Source organism: Candidatus Pantoea soli, assembly GCF_007833795.1.
GTDB lineage: Bacteria > Pseudomonadota > Gammaproteobacteria > Enterobacterales > Enterobacteriaceae > Pantoea > Pantoea soli.
This window is the reverse complement of sequence record NZ_CP032704.1, coordinates 157,840-177,026: the sequence shown is the minus strand read 5'-3', so window position 1 is coordinate 177,026 and position 19,187 is coordinate 157,840. Positions and strand designations below refer to the sequence as shown.

General features: G+C 52.0%; 19 protein-coding genes. 11 read left to right on the top strand and 8 right to left on the bottom strand.

Annotated elements, in window-relative coordinates; all coding sequences use genetic code 11:
• Positions 1-617 precede the first annotated feature (617 nt).
• The 4 genes from D8B20_RS20840 (at position 618) to D8B20_RS20825 (ending at position 6,011) form a co-directional block, all read left to right on the top strand.
• A complete protein-coding gene (locus tag D8B20_RS20840; protein ID WP_186454471.1) occupies positions 618-1,337 on the top strand; it encodes a GntR family transcriptional regulator in 720 nt (239 codons plus the stop codon).
• A 98-nt stretch (positions 1,338-1,435) separates the two neighbouring features.
• Positions 1,436-4,063 carry a UxaA family hydrolase gene (locus D8B20_RS20835; protein ID WP_145891904.1) on the top strand — a complete coding sequence of 876 codons (2,628 nt, stop codon included), beginning with the start codon at positions 1,436-1,438 and terminating at the stop codon, positions 4,061-4,063.
• Between the two features lie 47 nt (positions 4,064-4,110).
• Entirely contained in the window at positions 4,111-4,956 is an 846-nt protein-coding gene (locus D8B20_RS20830; protein WP_145891902.1) for a fumarylacetoacetate hydrolase family protein, read from the top strand.
• A gap of 20 nt (positions 4,957-4,976) precedes the next feature.
• Positions 4,977-6,011 carry a 2-keto-3-deoxygluconate permease gene (locus D8B20_RS20825; RefSeq protein ID WP_145891900.1) on the top strand — a complete coding sequence of 345 codons (1,035 nt, stop codon included), beginning with the start codon at positions 4,977-4,979 and terminating at the stop codon, positions 6,009-6,011.
• Between the two features lie 436 nt (positions 6,012-6,447).
• On the opposite strand, the gene D8B20_RS20820 is transcribed toward D8B20_RS20825, so the two are convergent.
• Positions 6,448-7,590 carry a UvrD-helicase domain-containing protein gene (locus tag D8B20_RS20820; protein ID WP_261388129.1) on the bottom strand — a complete coding sequence of 381 codons (1,143 nt, stop codon included), beginning with the start codon at positions 7,588-7,590 and terminating at the stop codon, positions 6,448-6,450.
• Between the two features lie 82 nt (positions 7,591-7,672).
• A complete protein-coding gene (locus D8B20_RS20815; RefSeq protein WP_145891898.1) occupies positions 7,673-7,918 on the bottom strand; it encodes a hypothetical protein in 246 nt (81 codons plus the stop codon).
• A gap of 927 nt (positions 7,919-8,845) precedes the next feature.
• Between D8B20_RS20815 and D8B20_RS20810 the strand changes: the two genes are divergently transcribed.
• From D8B20_RS20810 to D8B20_RS20795, 5 genes are all read left to right on the top strand, one after another.
• Positions 8,846-9,136 carry a CobW C-terminal domain-containing protein gene (locus D8B20_RS20810; protein WP_145891896.1) on the top strand — a complete coding sequence of 97 codons (291 nt, stop codon included), beginning with the start codon at positions 8,846-8,848 and terminating at the stop codon, positions 9,134-9,136.
• Entirely contained in the window at positions 9,124-9,423 is a 300-nt protein-coding gene (locus D8B20_RS22095; protein WP_145891894.1) for a WD40 domain-containing protein, read from the top strand. The genes D8B20_RS20810 and D8B20_RS22095 overlap by 13 nt, the downstream gene beginning before the upstream one ends.
• Entirely contained in the window at positions 9,351-9,806 is a 456-nt protein-coding gene (locus tag D8B20_RS21695) for a WD40 repeat domain-containing protein (protein WP_186454484.1), read from the top strand. The genes D8B20_RS22095 and D8B20_RS21695 overlap by 73 nt, the downstream gene beginning before the upstream one ends.
• Positions 9,776-10,144, top strand: a complete 369-nt coding sequence (locus D8B20_RS22090) for a WD40 domain-containing protein (RefSeq protein WP_145891892.1) — start codon at positions 9,776-9,778, stop codon at positions 10,142-10,144. Before D8B20_RS21695 ends, D8B20_RS22090 begins: the two co-directional genes overlap by 31 nt.
• A 178-nt stretch (positions 10,145-10,322) precedes the next feature.
• Positions 10,323-11,261, top strand: a complete 939-nt coding sequence (locus D8B20_RS20795; protein ID WP_145891891.1) for a nickel/cobalt transporter — start codon at positions 10,323-10,325, stop codon at positions 11,259-11,261.
• Between the two features lie 74 nt (positions 11,262-11,335).
• Here the strand turns inward: D8B20_RS20795 and D8B20_RS20790 are convergent, their stop codons facing one another.
• Positions 11,336-11,806, bottom strand: coding sequence for a transcriptional repressor (locus D8B20_RS20790; protein ID WP_145891889.1), 471 nt, complete (start codon positions 11,804-11,806; stop codon positions 11,336-11,338).
• A 140-nt stretch (positions 11,807-11,946) separates the two neighbouring features.
• Here D8B20_RS20790 and zigA point away from each other — a divergent pair, with 140 nt between their 5' ends.
• Complete coding sequence (gene zigA / locus D8B20_RS20785; RefSeq protein WP_145891887.1) at positions 11,947-13,167, top strand: zinc metallochaperone GTPase ZigA; 1,221 nt, start codon at positions 11,947-11,949, stop codon at positions 13,165-13,167.
• A gap of 65 nt (positions 13,168-13,232) precedes the next feature.
• Complete coding sequence (locus D8B20_RS20780; protein ID WP_145891885.1) at positions 13,233-14,102, top strand: 6-carboxytetrahydropterin synthase; 870 nt, start codon at positions 13,233-13,235, stop codon at positions 14,100-14,102.
• Positions 14,103-14,138: 36 nt separating this feature from the next.
• On the opposite strand, the gene D8B20_RS20775 is transcribed toward D8B20_RS20780, so the two are convergent.
• From D8B20_RS20775 to D8B20_RS20755, 5 genes are all read right to left on the bottom strand, one after another.
• Positions 14,139-14,381, bottom strand: coding sequence for a hypothetical protein (locus D8B20_RS20775; RefSeq protein WP_186454470.1), 243 nt, complete (start codon positions 14,379-14,381; stop codon positions 14,139-14,141).
• 13 nt (positions 14,382-14,394) lie between these two features.
• Positions 14,395-16,035 (bottom strand): nucleoside recognition domain-containing protein, encoded by a 1,641-nt coding sequence (locus D8B20_RS20770; protein ID WP_145891883.1) that lies wholly within the window; start codon positions 16,033-16,035, stop codon positions 14,395-14,397.
• A gap of 12 nt (positions 16,036-16,047) precedes the next feature.
• Positions 16,048-17,172 carry an NAD(P)/FAD-dependent oxidoreductase gene (locus tag D8B20_RS20765; RefSeq protein ID WP_145891881.1) on the bottom strand — a complete coding sequence of 375 codons (1,125 nt, stop codon included), beginning with the start codon at positions 17,170-17,172 and terminating at the stop codon, positions 16,048-16,050.
• 74 nt (positions 17,173-17,246) lie between these two features.
• Positions 17,247-18,629: a cysteine--tRNA ligase gene (gene cysS / locus D8B20_RS20760; protein WP_145891878.1), complete on the bottom strand. Its 1,383-nt coding sequence runs from the start codon at positions 18,627-18,629 to the stop codon at positions 17,247-17,249.
• Between the two features lie 68 nt (positions 18,630-18,697).
• Positions 18,698-19,150, bottom strand: coding sequence for a Fur family transcriptional regulator (locus D8B20_RS20755; protein WP_186454469.1), 453 nt, complete (start codon positions 19,148-19,150; stop codon positions 18,698-18,700).
• Positions 19,151-19,187: the final 37 nt, after the last annotated feature.

The following is a 19,187-nucleotide window of genomic DNA, read 5'->3' as shown; positions in this document are numbered from 1 at the left end:
TAATGAACAGAGAAGGATTGAAAATTTTCTTTTTAAATTGAATTAACTTAGAAATCAGGTATTTTATGTCAGGTTGTATTTTATGTGTAGATTGCGTGTAGGTAATGCCCATGCTCAGACTGTTATTCCTGCACATGCCTTTACGTTTATAATATTTATACTGTCTGCTTGAAGTGGCAGGGCACTCAGTACGTTCACTGTATACACAAACAGCTCCATTTCACTCATTTCATAAATTATTAAATTCCAGCTAAGAAGTGCCGATACCGTACCAGAGCAACCACCTCCAATGTTCACTCAAGCCTTTTATGTCCTTTTTTAGACGCCTGAAGGGTGTGAGCTCAATGGCACATATTTTACAGTTCTCCTTTCTGACTCCTGCTGACGTTTAGCCCTCATTAAAATTCACATCGTTGCAATCCTTTAGATTCATACACTGTATACAGTTTTCAGTCTCACGCTATTCTGAACTCATAATGAAGTCTGAATTTGTGGCCGATCACATAATTCTGCATACAGATATCGGTTTTGTTGTCGGTTATCACAGTTCAAGACCTCATTATTGACGAATTTTTGACTTAACTGTATTCAGTTTAAGTATTGAACGGGAGATGACGATGATCGATTCAGATGAAAAGCCTAATGAGTTAGTGGAGTACGCTCGCGACCGGCTTCGCGAAGCGATTCTGACTAACCAGCTGAAAGCCTTAGACAGTTTCAGCCAGGTGCAGTTGGCGCGCGAGCTGGGAATCAGTCGCACGCCATTACGCGAAGCGGTACGATTGCTGGAATATGAGGGGCTGACCACGGTTCAGTTCAACCGTCGGGTAACGGTAGCGGGATTAACGGCTGAAGATCTGGACTCTCTGTATGCACAACGCATCATGCTGGAAGCGCTGGCACTGCATACCCGCATCACGGCGATGGATGAAGAATTTCTCAGTAACTCGCGAACCACCCTGTTGGAGATGCGCATAGCGGAAGACGCCCACGACGTTGAAACCTGGTCACGTCTGCATCGCATCTTTCATCTCGGGCTGGTGCTGGGTACCAGCCGCCGGATTGATTTACAGATAACCCATCTGTTCGATCACGCCGAACGCTACCGTCGCTTCTATCTAGGGGATTCAAACGAACACTGGAACAAAGGCGCAGAAGACCATCTTGCGCTGCAGCAAGCCTGCGAAGCGGGCGACCGCGCGGCAGCGGTGCGCAGGCTGATGGAACATTACGCCAGCACGGCGCTGGGGGTGTTGCATCAGATTGACCCGCACTATGTTCCAGCCTTAATCAACGGCTCGTGCATGATGGTGCGTGGATTAATTTTCCTCGACTAATTCTGCGCTGCCGCAGCGGTAAAAGATAACTATACCAACGTGCTTCTCAGATTTAGTGGTTCTGTGGAAAGCCTTCAGGAACAACCTAAGGTGCTGCCATGACTTCTCAATATTTACTGGCCTCAGCCAATGACAATGTCGCTATCGTTACCCGCAACCTTGCTAAAGGGGAATTAATCGCGCTGGATGGGCAGGCGCTGCTTAACCGGCAGCGTATTCTGCCGGGGCATCGTCTGTGTGTGAAACCTATTGCCCGGGGAGAAGCGTTAATTAGCTGGGACTTGCCTTTTGGCACGGCGATGCATGACATCCAGCCTGGCGACTATATCTGTAATCAGGTCGCTAAAGATGTGCTGCGTATTCGCCATCCGGAGGATTATGACAGCAGCCTGGTCGTCAACTTTAGCGACCGCGACACGGTGAGCGAGCAAATCCTGCCGGATCGCCCGCAGTTTGGCCGCAATCAGGTCGATGTTGTGGATGAGGCCGGTTTTGACGGCGTATTCCGTGGCGACCAACGTGGCTGGGGAACGCGCAATTATCTGGTGCTGATTGGCGTCACTTCACAAGCGCGCGCCGCAGTGTTAGCGGCGTGCAAACAGTTGCAGCCACGTTGGCCTGCCAGCGGCGCGTTCGACGGTGTGGTCGCCATTGTGCACACGGAAGGTGGCGGGCTGCATCAACTGAACAATCAGGCGTTGCTGTTGCGCACCCTGGCGGGATTCGCCACCAACCCGAACGTTGGCGCGGCCATTTTGGTTAACGCGGCGGATTCCCGCATTGATTTTGCAGAGATCGAACATGCTCTGGTATCGCGTGACTTGCCCGCTGCTGAATATCGCGTGGACTTTCATCAGCTGCTGCCGGGTGAAGCGATAACCGAACTGGTGGCGCAGGCAGAAGCGCTGATCCCCGGGGTGCAGGCATGCCAGCGCCGTCGAGCGCCGTTAAGCGGACTGCGTATTGGATTACAATGCGGCGGGTCTGATGCTTTTTCCGGCGTGACGGCCAATCAGGTGCTGGGCCGCTGCGTGCAGCAGCTGATTCGCTGTGGCGGCAGCGCCAATCTGGCCGAAACGGATGAGCTGATTGGCGCGGAGCAGTATGTGTTGCAACGGGTTGCCAGCCAGCAGCTGTTTGACCGTTGGCTGGCGGTGCAGCAGCGCTTTAAAGATTACGCGGCGGCGCATGGTCATACCGCTGAGGGCAATGTGTCCGGCGGTAATCTCTATCGTGGTTTGTACAACATCACGCTGAAATCGATTGGTGCTGCGCGTAAAAAAGATCCCGCCACCTATATCGATCACATTATTGAGTACGGCGAACCGATGCATAAGCCTGGCTATTACTTTATGGATAGCCCTGGCAACGATCTCGAAAGTATTGCCGGCCAGGTCGCGGCGGGCGCTAATCTGATTCTGTTTACCACCGGCAACGGCTCAATCACCAACTTTCCGTTTGTCCCGACGCTGAAAATCGTCACCACGCACGAGCGTTTCCAACTGCTGGAAAGCGACATGGATTTTGACGCCGGGCAGGTGCTGAGTGGGGAATCCTTCGACCACTCCGCCGATCGCCTGTTTTCGCTGCTGCGTCAGACGGCATCCGGCCAGCGTTCGAAAGGAGAATATACCGGCCAATATCAGACGCAGATTTGGCGCGATGCCTACTTCCCTGCCAGTTTTAATGCCGCGCAGGCTAACGGACAAGTCGGGTTTGGCAGCGGTGCGCCACTGGTTCCCGCCAATCAGAATGCTCTGGCGCAGCAAGTCACGGGCCGCAGTGTGGCGTCGGTAGCGATGATTTTGCCCACCAGCCTCTGCTCGGGCCAGGTCGCTGAACAGATTGCTTATCAACTTAACCATCAACGTCGTGTCGCCAGCGAGGTTGTCGCGTTGCCGCACACCGAAGGCTGTGCCGTTTCGGGTGGCGATGCTGAGGTGATCTTCTGCAATACCTTGATTGGTTATGCCACCCATCCGCTGGTTCATTCGTGTGTTTTCCTAGAGCATGGTTGCGAGAAAACCCATAACGATTTCTTCAGGCAGAAACTTGTTGAGCGCGGAGTCGATAGCAGCCGGTTTGCCTGGGCCAGCATTCAGCAGGAAGGGGGCATACAGCGCGTCACTCAGCACGTTATGCAGGCGGTTGAGCAGGCGCCACAGCAGCACGCCAGCCAGGCTTCCCCGCTGCTGATCGGCTTTGCTTCTCAGCTCACTAAACTCAATGACAACCAGGCTCAGGTGCTGTCGAAGCTGGTTACTCAGCTGTTAGCCATCGGTGTCGGCGTGGTGATCGCCGCGGGCGATGCGCTATTACAGCATCCCGCGTTTTTAGCCGAGGAGGGCACGTTAACCTTTTCCCCCACCGTAGCCTATTCCGGTGCTATTAATCAGGCCGGGCTGCATGTTATGGACACCAGCAGCAGCGACTGGCTGGAAATTGCCACTGGCCTCGGCGCCACCGGCTGCCGCGCGTTAATCGCACTCTCGGCCAGAACGCCGCTGCAACCTCATCGTTTTATTCCCACCCTGCAACTCTGCGCCAGTGAACAGCTGATTGCGGGTGCGGCTCCCCACTTTGATTGTGTTCTGAGTGAACTGGCGCTGCCGCAGCTGCTCGACCATATCGCGGGCTGTCTGGCCGGCAGCTGGCTTCCGCAGCAGCGCCCGGCAGCGAATGTTGGATTCCAAATCTCGCGCGGGCGTTACGGCGTTTCGCTCTGACTTAACCAAGCTGCACCACATCAGCGACCTACCATCAAGAGGACTTTATGAAAGTTGCCACTATCAATGATCACGCCTGTGTTGTTGTCAGCGCAGGTTGCGCCTGGCGCATTGCTGCCGAGAGCGGCGGGCAGTTTGGACCCCGCATGGCGGATCTTTTCCCGCACTGGGCGGCGTTTTGTCACTGGGCGAGTCACCATCAGCCAACGGAAACCTTCAGCTTTAGCGATGAGGAGCTGGGACTGATTTCACCGCAGCCCGCACAAATCTTCGCTGTCGGCCTCAACTACTACGAACACGCGCGCGAAACTGGCTTGCAGAGTGAGAAAAGCTTTCCGCCGGTGTTTCCAAAATGGGCCAGCAGTCTGGCAAATCCGGTCGGTAAGCTGGCGGTACCAGCGCAGCGCAGCCATATCGATTGGGAAGTTGAGCTGGTGGTAGCGATCGGGCGTGAAGCACGGCAGGTCTCACGTGAGGCCGCGCTTGATTACGTTGCCGGTTACTCGGTCGGTCAAGACTTCTCGGACCGAAAAGTCCAGTTTGCCGGGCAGAGCGCGCAGTGGGGATTAGCAAAATCCTTCAACGGATTCTCACCTGTTGGCCCGTGGCTGGTGACGCCGGATGAGCTGCCAAGCAGAGCTGCCTTAACCTGTACCGTTGACGGCGTGGTTAAGCAAAGCGGCACGCTGGATGAGATGATTTTTTCGGTGGCAGACATCATCGCCATCTTGAGCGACGCCGTTACGCTCATGCCCGGGGATCTGATCTTCACCGGTACGCCTTCCGGGGTGGGCTTCGCGCGCCAGCCGGCAGAATATCTGCAACCGGGCAGCACGGTGGTCAGTTCGATCACAGGTATTGGCGAACTGCGTCAGCGGGTAGTGGCGCGTTAATTTTACTGGGAGCGATGGTCATGAATATTCCGATTAAAAGAATGATTGAACGTGTACCGGGCGGCATGATGGTGGTGCCGTTGTTGATCGGTGCATTGCTGCACACCTTTTTACCGCAAACGCCGTCCTTTTTTGGCTCTTTCACCGGGGCATTATTCACCGGCAGCATGCCGATCATGGCAGTATTTTTTGTCTGTGTGGGTGCCAGCATCAATATCAAAGCCACGACCTATATTCTGAAAAAAGGTGGCAGTCTTTTCCTGACCAAAATTGGCATTGCCGCGCTGGTCGGCGTAATCGCCGGCTATTTTCTCGGTGAACAACCGATAGCGGGCGGTATATTCGCTGGCTTATCGACCCTTGCGCTGGTGGCGTCATTGAATGACACCAACGGCGGGCTCTATTGTGCGCTGATGGGACAATACGGTAGCGCGCGGGATATAGGCGCATTCAGCATTATGACGCTGGAATCGGGACCGTTTCTGACCATGGTCACGCTTGGTCTGGCTGGGTTAGCGGGTTTCCCTTGGCAGACTATGCTGGGGGCGATTTTGCCGTTGCTGATCGGCATTGTCCTCGGCAATTTTGATGCGGAAATGCGTGCATTTCTTGGCAAGGTTACTGACGGACTGATCCCCTTTTTTGCATTTGGCATTGGTGCCAGTCTGGATCTGACCAAAGTCTGGAGCGCCGGATTGCTGGGATTAGGTATTGGCGTGATGGTCGTGGTGGTGTCAGGTGGTGCGTTATTCCTTATAGATCGCGCCACGGGTGGAACTGGCGTAGCAGGTGTGGCCGCGGCATCCACGGCCGGTAATGCGGCGGGCGTGCCAGCGATCGTTGCGGCGGCGAATCCGGTTTATGCCGATGCCGCCGCGAGTGCGACCATTCTTGTTGCCGCCTCGGTGATAGTCACGACGCTGCTGGTGCCACCACTGACGATGTTTGTCGCCAATCGATACGGCACGATGAAAGGCAAGGATGAGGTTAGAGCGCAATCTGAAGAGCATGAAGCGGATACGCTGCGCGAAACTGTATTCAAACCTCACGGATGACGCGGACAAATGAAATTGAGGATAACTGCTTACCTTGGGCTGATGGGCAGCTATTGGCGGATTTAGAGCAAACGATGACATTCTATTCGGCCCGGACAGAAAAGCGGGTCAAACCAATTCTCTGTTATGAAAATCTGCCTGAAAAAGCTGGATTATGTTGATTAGGACAGGGCTGCGGGGCGGCCATGTTTTAGGGATAATGCAGATTGATAATACGGAAATGGCGATATTCGGCGGATGCAGGCTAGGTGGACTGATAATGAGGAGTCCGGGAAAACACCGTCACGGATTTTGCTCCACGGCAAAGCGCGACGTAAAGATCCTTTGGGCTCATAACCTGAGCATCAAGGACATTGCAGCCCCTTAAGTAACAGGGTCGATCCAATGGCCCGTGCAGGAATTCGCTGATCGCCTTGATATCTGCGCTGCTCCCGGATTACTGCAGCACAGTCGGACAAACTTCTGCCAAGCGTATTAAGGCTGAGAGTAAGAGTATCTTTAAGGACATTGAAAGCCCCCCGACGCCCGGTTTTTCTCTAATAGCACATAGCGCATCCAGCAAAGTTACGCGGGAAAGATCTCCATTAAGGAGCAGCAATGCTGATTCAGTGGGGGTCGGTGGCGTTTTGTTAAGCCCGGCCCCGATTGTGGCGAGCCGCTTCTCCGTCGCTGCAATCTCAACATTTAACATTATCTCAGCGGCGGCGCCAAGCAGCGCGCTGACCCTGTTACCGCCGACGGTGGCCTCTAGGGCTCCGACCATGCGCAGTACGTCTTTAAGATCGACTGGTTCAACCACATCAAGACCATTCATGCGCTGCGCAAAGTTGTGTCTTATATTCGTCCGACGTGAGTCAACCAGTACAAGAATCGTCTCCCCCTCACTGCGCCCTGCGACGCGGTAGTATTCCTGCTGCTGCATCTGCATGTCTCTTGCCCCTATGCCGGTAAGCTGGTGGTAAGTCACATGCGTAGGACATGAATCAAGCTGAAGTCGCTTGCCAGTCAGTAGTATTTCCCGGCTTTCAAGCAACCAGTGCCCCAATGCGAGCGTACCTGCATTGATCCATCGCCAAAGCGTCTGGAGCGTATTTAACAGTGGAAAGTTGACCTTCACCTCACGCTTCCAATCCGGCATAGGGCCACTGAAACTGAAAATACAATGCATGGGATCGCCGAACACCTCGGAAGGGAGGATTTCAGCAAGTACTTGAACGATTTCATGCTGCACTGCGTTACAGTCCTGGTATTCATCTACCAGCAGGCGGGAATATGACGCCTGAATAATCTCTTTTAGATTGCCGGATCGCAGCAGCTCCCGTATCCCAAGTCGAAGAGCATTGTAGTCAGGTGCTCCCAGGCCTGGGTGCTCAATATCAGGGCTGAGTCCCGGGAAGCTGGTGGCGACCCTGACAGCCCATCCATCAAGCGTAGTAAGCACATAGTGGCTGGCCGGAACGCCAAGCGTGTCAGGCGGCTTTTCAGTGCGGTCACGCCTGCGGTGGTATGCGTAAGAACAAGATAGGGCCGTTTGGGCTTTACGCGCAGTGGGTCTGCAATCAGATGTGTTTTTCCACATCTCGCAGGGGCAACAATCATCCCCCTGTGTGCATCCAGTACGGCTTCTACCGTCATCGCCTGTCTCCACTAACTTGACCCCATTAGTACAAGGTACCGATGACATTTTTGAACTCTTCAGCAAAGCTATTCAGGTAAGGCCCTACAATATTTTTTCCCAGCAACTCTGCAGAGGTGATGGACTTAAACCATTTATAATTTCCCGCAGCGGCAGCGAGTGACTGACGCATATTCTCTGCTGGATTTGAAATACACCCTTGCAGAGTATGCAACTGCACTGAATGGTTTTGGATGTGCTGATTAATCTGCTGTTCGCCAAAATTTTCCACAGCCAGATTTAGTATTGCGGGTATGACAGCAAGCGGACAGTGAGTAAACAGCGCCTCTTAGGTTGACTGGCCATTACCCCATTCAAACCCTGACACCATTCTGCCGGCAAGCCTGTGTGTCTGCTGGTGAGCGTCACCGGATATATCGAAGTCTTTAAGCAACGCCGTGTTATAACCAGGATGCGCAAAAACTGAAGCACGTCTGAAATATTTTTCCCCTCCATCACCATTAATGGTGTAGATATCTCGGTCCTGGAAGCCTGGCCAGTTCTGGGATAACCAATAATGATCCAACCCCCCAAACAAGTTCTACTTCGGTTCTGCCTTCGCCAACTGACCTGCTCCCCATTGATCAACATACCGATAGCAGTGAAAAAGCGCGATAGCAAACTGCGTAGCATGAATGCGCTCGCCAGAATAGATCGTACCATTAATGCAGAAATTGATATCCTGCAGTTCTGGATGTAGGAGGCTTTGATTTGAATCATATCCTCAAGGAGTGACCGTAGTTCTTGGAACCTGAGTATCCTTTTGGATGGGCGGGAATCTACTCCCTAGATGCCGGTGTGCATTAGCGGCATTATCCTGAAGGTCCAAATCCTTATATAGGCGTCTTGTTTATGCACATTGCTAATTACAGCGCTGCAACACTGACGGAACTTACTGCAGAGGCAGATTCAACGTTTCATGCGGACACGCGCGCTGCCCTGAAGACGGGTCCCATAATTTCTTCCGGTCAGCTTCTGGATTTACCCGTTCCGGAGCAGGGTGGTGTCTCGTTTGCTATGGAGATTCAAAAAAGCAGATTTTATGCGCTGGCAACCAAGCACATTCCTGACGAGTTTTCTCTTTCTCTCCGACGCAACGCGACTATAGTATTGCCTAGTATCTGGCGCTTATAGCGCTGCACACAGCCATGATGACGAGATTATTTCTGTAGGCATTACGCTCGATGGAGAGCTGTCTCAGGGAAAATTAAGCCAGTGGCTACGTATGTTGTTATCGACGGAAGGTGAAAATATATTCCGCTCCAAGGGCATTATTAATATTGCCGGTCAGCAAAATCGTATTGTGTTCCAAGGCATTCATATGCTGATGGATTTTCATATGGACCGTGCGTGGCAAGGGAACAAGCCGCTTAAGAGCGAAATAGTTTTTATTGTCCGCGGGCTCAATCGGCAGGCGCTTACTGAAGGTGTGAATGCATGCCTTATTTAACGCCAGCTGGCTCAGGCTATGAGCCGGTTTGGTCCGCTACGGAAAGTGAATATGTCAATCAGCTGGCCTTCTCATCTGATGGCAAGCACCTTGCGACCGCCTGTGCAGCTGGTAGCGTAGCGGTCTACCGCTGTTCTGATGGCGAATTTCTGTGGCGAGAAGAGGTGCACGGACTGGGTGCAAGCGCACTTGCCTGGGCTCATGAGAATGCACGTTGGCCAGCGGGGGTCAGGACAGCCGCATCACTAGCTGGTCTGGGGTCAACGGCGACAAAAAACATACGCTGACGGGTGGAAAAGGATGGGTAGAAAAGCTTGTCTGGTACCCCCAGCATGTTCTTGCAGGCATCACGGGCAAAGAGCTCAAACTCCGGGATAGAGAAAGGAATCTCCTAAGTGATTTTACACCCGCTGAAAGCACGCTGACCGGGGTTGAATGGCAGGATGATGGCTGTCTGCTTACAAGCGCCTATGGACAGGTAGCGAGGTGGTATCCCACCAAAAGCAAGCCGGTAAAAACCTATGAGTGGAAAGGTTCGCTCTTAAGTCTTGCTGTTCGCCCCGATGGCTCCATCATTGCTGCAGGTAGTCAGGAGGGCGCCATTCATCTCTGGCGGCTCAAAAAAGCAATGAGTTTCAGATGGGAGGTTACGACGGTAAAGTCCGTCTGATAGACTGGAGCCGTAATGGGCGCTATTTCTATACAGCGGGTGGCGCAGCGCTCGTTATCTGGGACTGTAAGGGAAAAGGCCCTGAGGGAACCCGGCCTGATTACCAGCTTTGCCATGACGGAAACATTACGGCGCTTGCCGCGCATCCACAACAGCCGGTGGTAGCCTCCGGGGCAGAGGATGGGAGCCTGTTTATCTATGACTCTTCCCGGCAGAACGCGCTGGCAGCCGTGCAAGGTGACGCTGCGATAAGCAGTATTGCGTGGCATCCCGTTGATCCCATGATAGCCGCAGGCACAGTTGATGGGGGAGTACATTTGTTAAAGATAGCCATGTAGACTTCTCTGTCTGTGTAACGGCAGGTGTTTTAAACCTGACGAATCGAACACCCGTTAAAGGGTAAAAGCAGGGCGGAGATAAGCAAATATCACCGCCCGCCTCATCATTTTGGATATGGGCAAAATATTATTTCCTGAGTGTTATGTGTCTGCATGACGCTTCGTGTGGAGGGGAAAGATGAGCAATGTGCTGCATCAGAAAGCCCAGAGAAGAATCGCCACCGGCGTGACGGGCGCTTTCCTTACCGTCATTATCTGTGTGCTGGCTTATCACTGGCAAGATTTTGTTCAATTTTGTTTTAGCCTCCAGGTCACCCTGCACCGGTATCTGGTGCTCTATCTGTTACAGCAAAACAGCCACCAGCTAAACGGCGGCCTGATGCTGATCGCAGGGAGCTTTATCTATGGTGTCCTGCATGCCGTTGGGCCGGGTCACGGTAAGTTCGTCATCACCACCTTTCTTGCCACCCACCGGGAAAAACTCAAAGCAAGCAGGCTGATTACCTTATCCGGCAGCCTGATGCAGGGTGTGGTCGCGGTTGTGTTTGTTGTGTTGCTGGCGATCATGCTAAATCTTTCAACCGGCGATCTTAGCCAGAGCCGATACTGGATAGAAAAAATTAACGCATTGCTGATTGCCGCCTTCGGCGCGGTGCTAATCTGTCGTGCTGTAGGGGGGAGAACAAGGCTTTTCAAACAGGCCCGGCAGGTAGAGTGCGGATGCGGGCATCAGCATTATCCCGCTGAAAATGCGCTTTCTCCCGGCTGGCGTAATGCGCTCTGGCTTACGTTGACCATCGGGATACGGCCATGTAGTGGTGCACTGATGATCCTGATATTTTCTAACGCGATTGGGATGTTCAGATGGGGTATAGCGGCAGTCATGGCCATGTCTCTCGGAACCGCGCTGTCGATTATCATCCTGGCGACGATAGTGCATCATGCCCGGGAGAGGATAATAGCGGCTAACAGTCGCTGGATGACGCATTCGGCTGCTTCAGCAGCACGGCTTTCACTACTGGCCGGAGGAATTATGCTGATGTTGTTTGCCCTGGTGCTTTTCAATACGGTTATTCCCGTTAGTGCCAATGGCGATTTTATTACTGCCGGCTGTTAAAGCCTGATCACTCTCTACTGGCTCCGTCTTCTCTTAGCATTGTTATGCGCGTGCATTATGCTTTAAGCGGTAGCTCATGACGTGGCGCAATTTTCACATTGCGCCACGATTTCAAGAATATTTTCTTCCCCTGCGTAATGGTTTAACTTGAGCAGCCTGTATAAATCTTGCATGAGGCCCTGATCCTCGACCAGCGTCTGCTTGTTACAAAGGGGACAGACAAATAATGCCCCAGGGACAATACGCGTATTTAACTGGTTGATTTTGAAGATCTGACAACTGTTTACTTTATAAATCAGGCTGGTATGCAATAAAAAATGGAGGGGACGATAAACTATCGCTGGAGCTGCATTTGGCAGCATTTGACGAATTTCTCTCAAAATATCATAGGCTTTAACACCATCCGCTGCACGATAAATAAGTATTAACACCACCTGCCGGAGAGTGGTAAGCCGTACCCCTTTTTTCTCACATATTCCTGTAGCCTGCTGCAGAATCTGTTTCTCCCGACGAGTACAGCTTGTAATAAATTCTTCAATATTCATAGAACCAACCTAATGTGCATTTCAGTCGATGACAAGCTTGGTTGTTATGTTATAACATATCTAAAGTGAAATCTAAATCCGTCTTGTCTGCCTAAGCAATGACGAAAACGAACTCAGCAGTCCATTTGGGAGAGCATGCAATGTCTGATATGACGCCACACACCGGTCAGTTTAAAAAACTGCCTGTTACCGTCCTGTCCGGGTTTTTGGGCGCAGGAAAAACAACACTACTGAATCACATTCTGAACAACCGGGAAGGTCGCCGCGTCGCTGTCATCGTCAATGATATGTCAGAGGTCAATATTGACGCGGCGCTGGTCAGAGAGGGCGGTGCAGAGCTATCGAGAACGGATGAGAAACTGGTTGAGATGAGTAACGGCTGCATCTGCTGCACTCTGCGTGAAGATCTGCTGCTTGAAGTCAACCGCCTGGCGAAAGAAGGGCGCTTCGATAATCTGGTTATTGAGTCAACCGGCATTTCTGAGCCGCTGCCGGTAGCGGAAACCTTTACCTTTGCTGACGACAGCGGACAGAGCCTGTCGGAAGTGGCGCTGCTTGATACCATGGTGACCGTGGTCGATGGCTACAATTTTCTGCGTGACTACGAATCGGACGACAGCATTCAGGCGCGTGGTGAATCACTGAGTGATGAAGACGAACGTACGGTTGTGGATCTGCTTATCGATCAGATTGAATTTTGCGATGTCTTGATCCTCAACAAAATGGACCTTATCAGCGAAGCCGATAGCGCACGCCTGATGGCTATTCTGCGCTCTCTTAACTCTCGCGCAAAAATCATCAGCGCAGAGTTCGGTAAGGTTAAACTTGGAGATGTTTTGAATACCGGCCTGTTCGATTTTAACGCGGCCGCGCAGGCGCCGGGCTGGCTGAAAGAGCTGCGCGGCGAACATACGCCTGAAACAGAAGAGTACGGCATTCACAGCTTTGTCTTTCGCGCCCGTCGTCCGTTTCATCCTGACCGTTTCCTGAACGTTATTGAAAATGACATGAAAGGCATTGTGCGCTCGAAGGGTTTTTTCTGGCTTGCCAGCCGACCTGAACACGCAGGTTCCTGGTCACAGGCGGGGGGCGTTAGTCGTCAGGGGCTGGCGGGTATGTGGTGGGCAAGCGTCCCGCAGCAGCACTGGCCGGAAGATCAAGAGTCACGCGATTTCATCATGCAAAACTGGGTGGACGGCACCGGTGATGCACGACAGGAGCTGGTCTTTATTGGTATTGGCATGGATGCACCACAGCTTCGACTCAAACTTAACAGCGCGTTGTTAACCGACGAAGAGATGCAGGCCGGACCTGACAGCTGGAAAAAGCTTCACGATCCTTTCCAGCCCTGGTTCAATTGATATTAATGAAGCTGGCAAATAGCCAGCTTTTCTTTTTTGTTGCTGCATTCAGGTAATATAAGTTTATGGTTTTGTTCGTCTGCAATTTGACCACAATTGATTTTTCCTGGCTTGATCCGTTACGTGGGCTGGTGGGGGAGAGTCTGATTGTTGATGTTTCGCTAACCGGTGAACTCGACGAGCAGTCCATGGTAATGGACTTTTCCCTGGTAAAAAAAGAGATAAAAAAATATCTCGATGCGAGTGTAGACCATGCTCTGGTCCTCCCCCTTCGCAATCCACGTGTAACCTGTACTTGCTGTGCCGAGCGTGTAGACGTGATGCTTTTTTCAGATGCGGGAAAGGTAGACTGTTTCGTTTCAGGACCTGCTGCCAGTTTTTTACCGATCGACGCGGCTAGTATTGAAACAACCGAACTGGAAAAATGGCTAAATAAAAAAATTAAAGAGATCTTACCCGCTAATATTGACGATGCGGCCATCACCTTACGCCATGAAGAACATGCAGGCTATTATTATCATTATGCCCATGGGTTAAAAAAACATGCCGGTAATTGCCAGCGTATAGCGCATGGCCATCGCTCAACTATCCAGATTTTTATCAATGATAAGCGAGATGCTTACTGGGAAAAGTACTGGGCTGAGAGGTGGAAAAACAGCTATCTGATGTCTGAGAATGATGTTGTGGCAGCCTCACAGTTATCAGCCAAGGCGCAGGCGGTCTATCATGACAAGCTGTTAGCCTCAGCGTATACCAGCAGCCAGGGCTATTTTGAGATATTGCTTTCTCATGAGCAGGTCGAGATTCTGCCTGACGATACCACGGTTGAACGTATTGGTTGCTTTATTAAGCAGGAAATCGGCCGCCTCAATCCGCAGCTGGGCCATGTCACTGTCCATGCTTTTGAAGGAGTAGGCAAAGGCGCACGGATATAATGTTACCCAGCGGCTATATCCGCTGGGTAACAGAAATCAATGGAAACCCGGGGCAGCTTTACCTGGCGCCGCTGTCAAAGCCTCACATGCCGCGGCATTAAACCATGTAATCAACTTTTCAAGATGGGTTTTTCCATAAAGAAAGGTGAGTCGTTTCGTTTCCTGATGGCTCTTATCATTCAAAACCTGAAGCCGTTGTTGAATATATAATGGCGTCAGCTCAATACGGCATTCATTAACGATGCAGTGACGCCATTGCTGGTAATTCTGCGGGATCATATTTACTCCATTATTAAGTGAAAATCAGGGTAATCGCCATTGCAATAACTAACGAACTAACAGCCTGTTTTGCTGCCAGTCTGGCAGCAAAGCGCCAGGATACCTCACGCGCAATGATGAGAACGGTGACCAGACAAGCCATTAGCGTTGATGCGATCCAGACAAGCAAAATAAGCTGCGACAGCGTTAATGTTTGAATAAGCGCGCCAGAATCTTGGTTAAGTACCATCAGCCCATCTTTGCGTATCAGCGAAAAAATAATGCCAGGTAACACTTCTGCCGGCAGATGAAAAAACGCAGCGACAGGCGCAAGCGCATGGCTTATTGCGTCAATAATGGCCAGATAATCCAGCAAGCTCCCTATAACGCAAATAATCAAAAAAAGGGGCATAGCCTGAAGGAGAAACTGAGAAAAACTGTTTTTCACGGACCAGCGTAGCGCACGCCAGCGCGGCCACTGCAACCAGCCTGGCGCCATTTCCAGCCGTTCTGTATTTTCCACGGAGCGGTTTTTCCAGAGGCGGGTATGCACGCACCCGGTAATAAAAAGCAATAACAGATAAGGCGCAAACAGTGCGGGATGTCCTGCGGCGCTGAACAGAGAGAGCGTGGCACCTGTCTGGTAGCTGCATGCCGCTCCGAAGGCAATTGTGGAGATACAATTCTGCCGCGAACAGCGCGAACAGCTTCGGGTCTGAAAGACGGCGACTACGTTACAACCGAAACCGCTTAAAAGCGGGATCATGTCTGTACCGTTCAGGCCTATCCTGCATAGCCACGGATCGAGAGCGAAAATAATGCGCTCTTTTATTCCGCTGTCTTCTGCTATTGCCACTGAAAACGCCATAAACAAAACGGCGGGAAAGGCCCAGATGAATGAATAGATACCGAGCGAAATCAGCCCGTAACTACCAGTAAGCAGAGCCTGTAGCAGTGTAGGTGACTGGGATAAAACACTTTCGATTGGGTGAATGGCAGTTACTTCAACCAGCGGCTGAAGCAAACTGGAAAAATACCAGGCAGCCCAGACTGGCACAGCAAATAATAACCCAACGGCGATGAGTGCAAGCAGTGGGCCCGCCTGAGGATGTTCAAACCAGGTTTGCTGTGGGGAATGGGTGGAAATATTGAGAACCGGAACAGAGTTATTGCTGACATAAGCCAGCGAACCCGGCTGGCCAGCTTGTTCAATCAGGCGGAGCAGTAGCTGAAGGCCCTCTTCACTGGCACGCCGTACGTCCAGCGCCATAACTGGCACCTGCGCTGACTCACGCAGAACGCGTATAATCTGTTCCAGACCCGCTATCACTTTATCCGCAAAAGTTAATACGATGGCCACCTGCTGATGGCTGCGCTGCAGTAACGGGGTGAGCTTCTCCCATTCGGAAAAGGCATCGGTCGCGCGCATAACGACAACCACCGTGTCGCTGCGCTGCAGTGCCGAAAGCGCCAGCTCGGTGGTGGTGTTGTCGCTTTTATAGCGTATGCCCGGCGTATCGATCAGCTTTACCTGCCCATTTTCCAGAGACTTTTCGCGACAGATGATACTGGAGCCTCGGAAATTACGTTCATCACTGACTGAACTGCGCGTCAGCAGGTTAAACAAACTCGACTTGCCAGTACTTTCGAAACCAATCAAGGCCACATTTTTCATCGCGCGCTCCCTTCAACAATGGCACCTGTCATCCTGACAGCAGATGTCTTCGGTCAGCAATTTCAGGTCATCATCCCTTAAAGGCAGATTCAACTGTTGCGCTACGGCTTTCGCTACTACAGCGAAGCGTTCTCGGAATTTATAGATAAAACAGTAAATGTGCTGTTCGTGGCGGACCTGAGGACCGACCAAATACAAACCTGGGAAGCGTGTCGAAGCGTCTTCTGGCGTCAGTAAAGGAAAGCCGGCCGCGTTCCAGTCAAAGAAGGGTGCCAGCTGGCGCGCGCCGCCTCCGCAAAGAAATCCCGTTCCCAGAATCGGTCGCTGATGCGAGCACCATGCGCGCCCGTTAGCCGTGTGGATGCGATAGCCACCATCTGGACTCGACGTTTTCAGAACGGAAGTGACGTCAGCATCTTCATAGATTTCAAAATAGCGATTATCCATGACCTGTTGCAGGCGCTGACGCGTCCACGGAGAAAGACTTATGCTGGGGTCCGCAATATGGTTGTTTGCCCATGGCGCGGAGCGAGTCAGGAGCTTGACGCGACAACCTTGCTCAAGCAGATTGATAGCCGCATCCACTGCACTTTCATAGCCGCCGATAATGACGTAGTCGTCCTGTTTAAAATCTCTCCAGCTGTTCACCCGACTGTAGTGAAGGCAATGTTCGGCACCCTCAAACACGTTTTTATCAGGGAACTGGTATTCTCCGGTTGCCCAGATGAGCACAGGGGTTACCCATTTTTGACCGGATGAAGAAAAGAGACGGAAGCTGCCTTTCTGCGTCAGAGAGACTTCAACGATATGCGTGCTGGTCAGCGCCTCTGCGCCGCTGTCGCGTAAAACCTCCTGGAGATATTTTGCATAGGCGGTGCCGTCAAGGTGCTCCACTCCGGCGGAGAGGGCAGGTGACGACGCGGGATTTACCGCATTCAGATCGATTTGACCAAAGGGATTGGAATAAAACGAGGGGGTGATAAACCGGGTTTCCTGCGGCCAGCGTACAAAAGAAGCGCCCACTTCATAGCGATCAATCACCAGCATATTTTCAACGCCAATGCGGCGTAAGAGTGATGCCATGCCGACCCCAGCGGGGCCGGCACCGACAATAATGACATCTTTATGTTCGGTCATAACGCTATCCTGCCTAAATAGATATGTTATAACATAACATAAATCAATCGAGAATTCTTCTTTGCGGCGAGGGTTTATCTGACTTTCCAGTGCGTTTTGCCACCTTTATCCTCAAGTTCCACACCCTGTTCTTCAAGCCAGAGACGAAGCGCATCTGCGCGCGCCCACTCGTGATTTTGTCGCGCCTCTTCGCGCTCCTTTACGCGGGCGGCGATAGTATTGAGCTGCGACTGATCCCATAAAGGATTGCTTTGTAGCCACTCTTCAGGTTCCCGGCATAACAGACCCAGCACATTGCCAAGCTGTTTTAGCGTAGCGGCGAGCGCGGCAGCTCCATCAGGATCGCTGACGAGCGTTTGATTAATGAGACGCGCGAGATCAAACAGCACGGCCAGCGCCTTCGGCGTATTGAAATCGTCATTCATCGCTTGCTGGAAGCGCGCCTGCCACTGCTCATGCTGTGCAGAAGGCGATCCGCAGGCCAGTCTGCAGACTGAATAGAGCCGGGTCAGCGAAGAGCGCGCCGCGTCTACATTATCCCGGCTGAAATTAAGTGGCTTGCGATAGTGGCCTGTCATATAGAACAGGCGTAACACTTCACCATCGTACTGCTGCAGCATGTCGCGCAACGTCAGAAAGTTGTTCAGCGACTTAGACATTTTCTCCTGTTCGACGGTAACCATGCCCGTATGCATCCAGTAATTCACATAGGGACCATCATGTGCGCTGGTGGACTGGGCTATCTCATTTTCATGATGAGGAAAGATAAGATCAGACCCGCCGCCATGAATATCGAAGTGCGTACCAAGGTGATAGCTGTTCATCGCTGAGCACTCAATATGCCAGCCTGGTCTGCCTGCACCCCAGGGGGAATCCCAGCATGGCTCGCCCGCTTTGGCCGCCTTCCAGAGCACAAAATCAAGCGGATTATTTTTCTCTGTGTTAACTGATACGCGCGCGCCAGACCTCAGGTTGACAATATTCTGCCCAGACAGCTTGCCGTAATCTCTGGCAGTTTCCGTCGAGAACATCACGTCATGTTCGCGGGTTATGTAGGCGTGACCGCGCTGAATCAGCCGCTCGATCATCGCAATGATTTGCTGGATATGCTCGGTTGGTTTGGGTTCAACGTCTGGCGGCAGGATATTCAGCGCTGCAAAATCCTGATGCATTTCATGCGTCATTCGCGCCACCAGCATTTGCCATATTTCTCCAGTCTCGCGGGCGCGTGAGATGATTTTGTCATCAATATCGGTAATGTTGCGCACATATTTTACGTTGTAGCCGGAAAAGCGCAGATAACGCACAATCGTATCGAACGCCACGAAGGTACGCCCATGGCCCAGATGACACAGGTCGTAGACAGTTACGCCGCAAACGTACATCCCGATATGGCCCGGACGAATCGGAACGAGCAGTTGTTTCTGCCCGCCCCAGGTGTTAGTTAGTTTAATCAAGCACTAATCCTATTAGCCGTGAAAAAAATCACGTGCAAAGACACGTGAAGAATCAGAGAGGAAGTAAATCAGGACTGGGGAGGTTGGTTACAGTCGGAGCAGATACCGTAGCTGGCAAGCGTCACCTCACGTTCAGCCATTCCCTGTTCGGTCAGGCGCGCTTTAACTAACTGCATCGCGGCGGCCAGAACAGGATCGTTCTCAATAGGTATAACGTGATGACACCGATCGCACTCAAAGCTGCCCATGGCCACATCCTGCTTGAGCGAGAAATGCTGGGTTCGGGAAGAATCAGTGTATTTCTGCACTATTCCTGCCTGTATCAGACGTTCCAGTATGCGATAGAGCGTAACGCGGTCCGGGGCCTGCTCACCCAGCTTCAGGGTCAGCGCTTCATGACTCAATGCCTCATCACTCTGCTCCAGGCAACCAAGCGTTGCCAGTATTGCGGAGGTGACACGAAATCCATGCGATCGCACTATCTGATGCCACTTGCTGGCCGGTGCAGCCTTTTTATCCACTCAGATACCCCGTCAATGCAATTCAGTTGTGTTTTGA

Excerpts from the sequence above, each read along its gene's own strand:
- D8B20_RS22090 (WP_145891892.1), top strand. The coding sequence starts at position 9,776 with ATGGGAGGTTACGACGGTAAAGTCCGTCTGATAGACTGGAGCCGTAAT.
- D8B20_RS20770 (WP_145891883.1), bottom strand. The coding sequence starts at position 16,035 with ATGAAAAATGTGGCCTTGATTGGTTTCGAAAGTACTGGCAAGTCGAGT.
- D8B20_RS20790 (WP_145891889.1), bottom strand. The coding sequence starts at position 11,806 with ATGAATATTGAAGAATTTATTACAAGCTGTACTCGTCGGGAGAAACAG.
- D8B20_RS20780 (WP_145891885.1), top strand. The coding sequence starts at position 13,233 with ATGGTTTTGTTCGTCTGCAATTTGACCACAATTGATTTTTCCTGGCTT.
- zigA (WP_145891887.1), top strand. The coding sequence starts at position 11,947 with ATGTCTGATATGACGCCACACACCGGTCAGTTTAAAAAACTGCCTGTT.
- D8B20_RS20830 (WP_145891902.1), top strand. The coding sequence starts at position 4,111 with ATGAAAGTTGCCACTATCAATGATCACGCCTGTGTTGTTGTCAGCGCA.
- D8B20_RS20775 (WP_186454470.1), bottom strand. The coding sequence starts at position 14,381 with ATGATCCCGCAGAATTACCAGCAATGGCGTCACTGCATCGTTAATGAA.
- D8B20_RS20825 (WP_145891900.1), top strand. The coding sequence starts at position 4,977 with ATGAATATTCCGATTAAAAGAATGATTGAACGTGTACCGGGCGGCATG.
- D8B20_RS20835 (WP_145891904.1), top strand. The coding sequence starts at position 1,436 with ATGACTTCTCAATATTTACTGGCCTCAGCCAATGACAATGTCGCTATC.
- D8B20_RS22095 (WP_145891894.1), top strand. The coding sequence starts at position 9,124 with ATGCCTTATTTAACGCCAGCTGGCTCAGGCTATGAGCCGGTTTGGTCC.
- D8B20_RS20840 (WP_186454471.1), top strand. The coding sequence starts at position 618 with ATGATCGATTCAGATGAAAAGCCTAATGAGTTAGTGGAGTACGCTCGC.
- D8B20_RS20795 (WP_145891891.1), top strand. The coding sequence starts at position 10,323 with ATGAGCAATGTGCTGCATCAGAAAGCCCAGAGAAGAATCGCCACCGGC.
- D8B20_RS20820 (WP_261388129.1), bottom strand. The coding sequence starts at position 7,590 with ATGTGGAAAAACACATCTGATTGCAGACCCACTGCGCGTAAAGCCCAA.
- D8B20_RS20765 (WP_145891881.1), bottom strand. The coding sequence starts at position 17,172 with ATGACCGAACATAAAGATGTCATTATTGTCGGTGCCGGCCCCGCTGGG.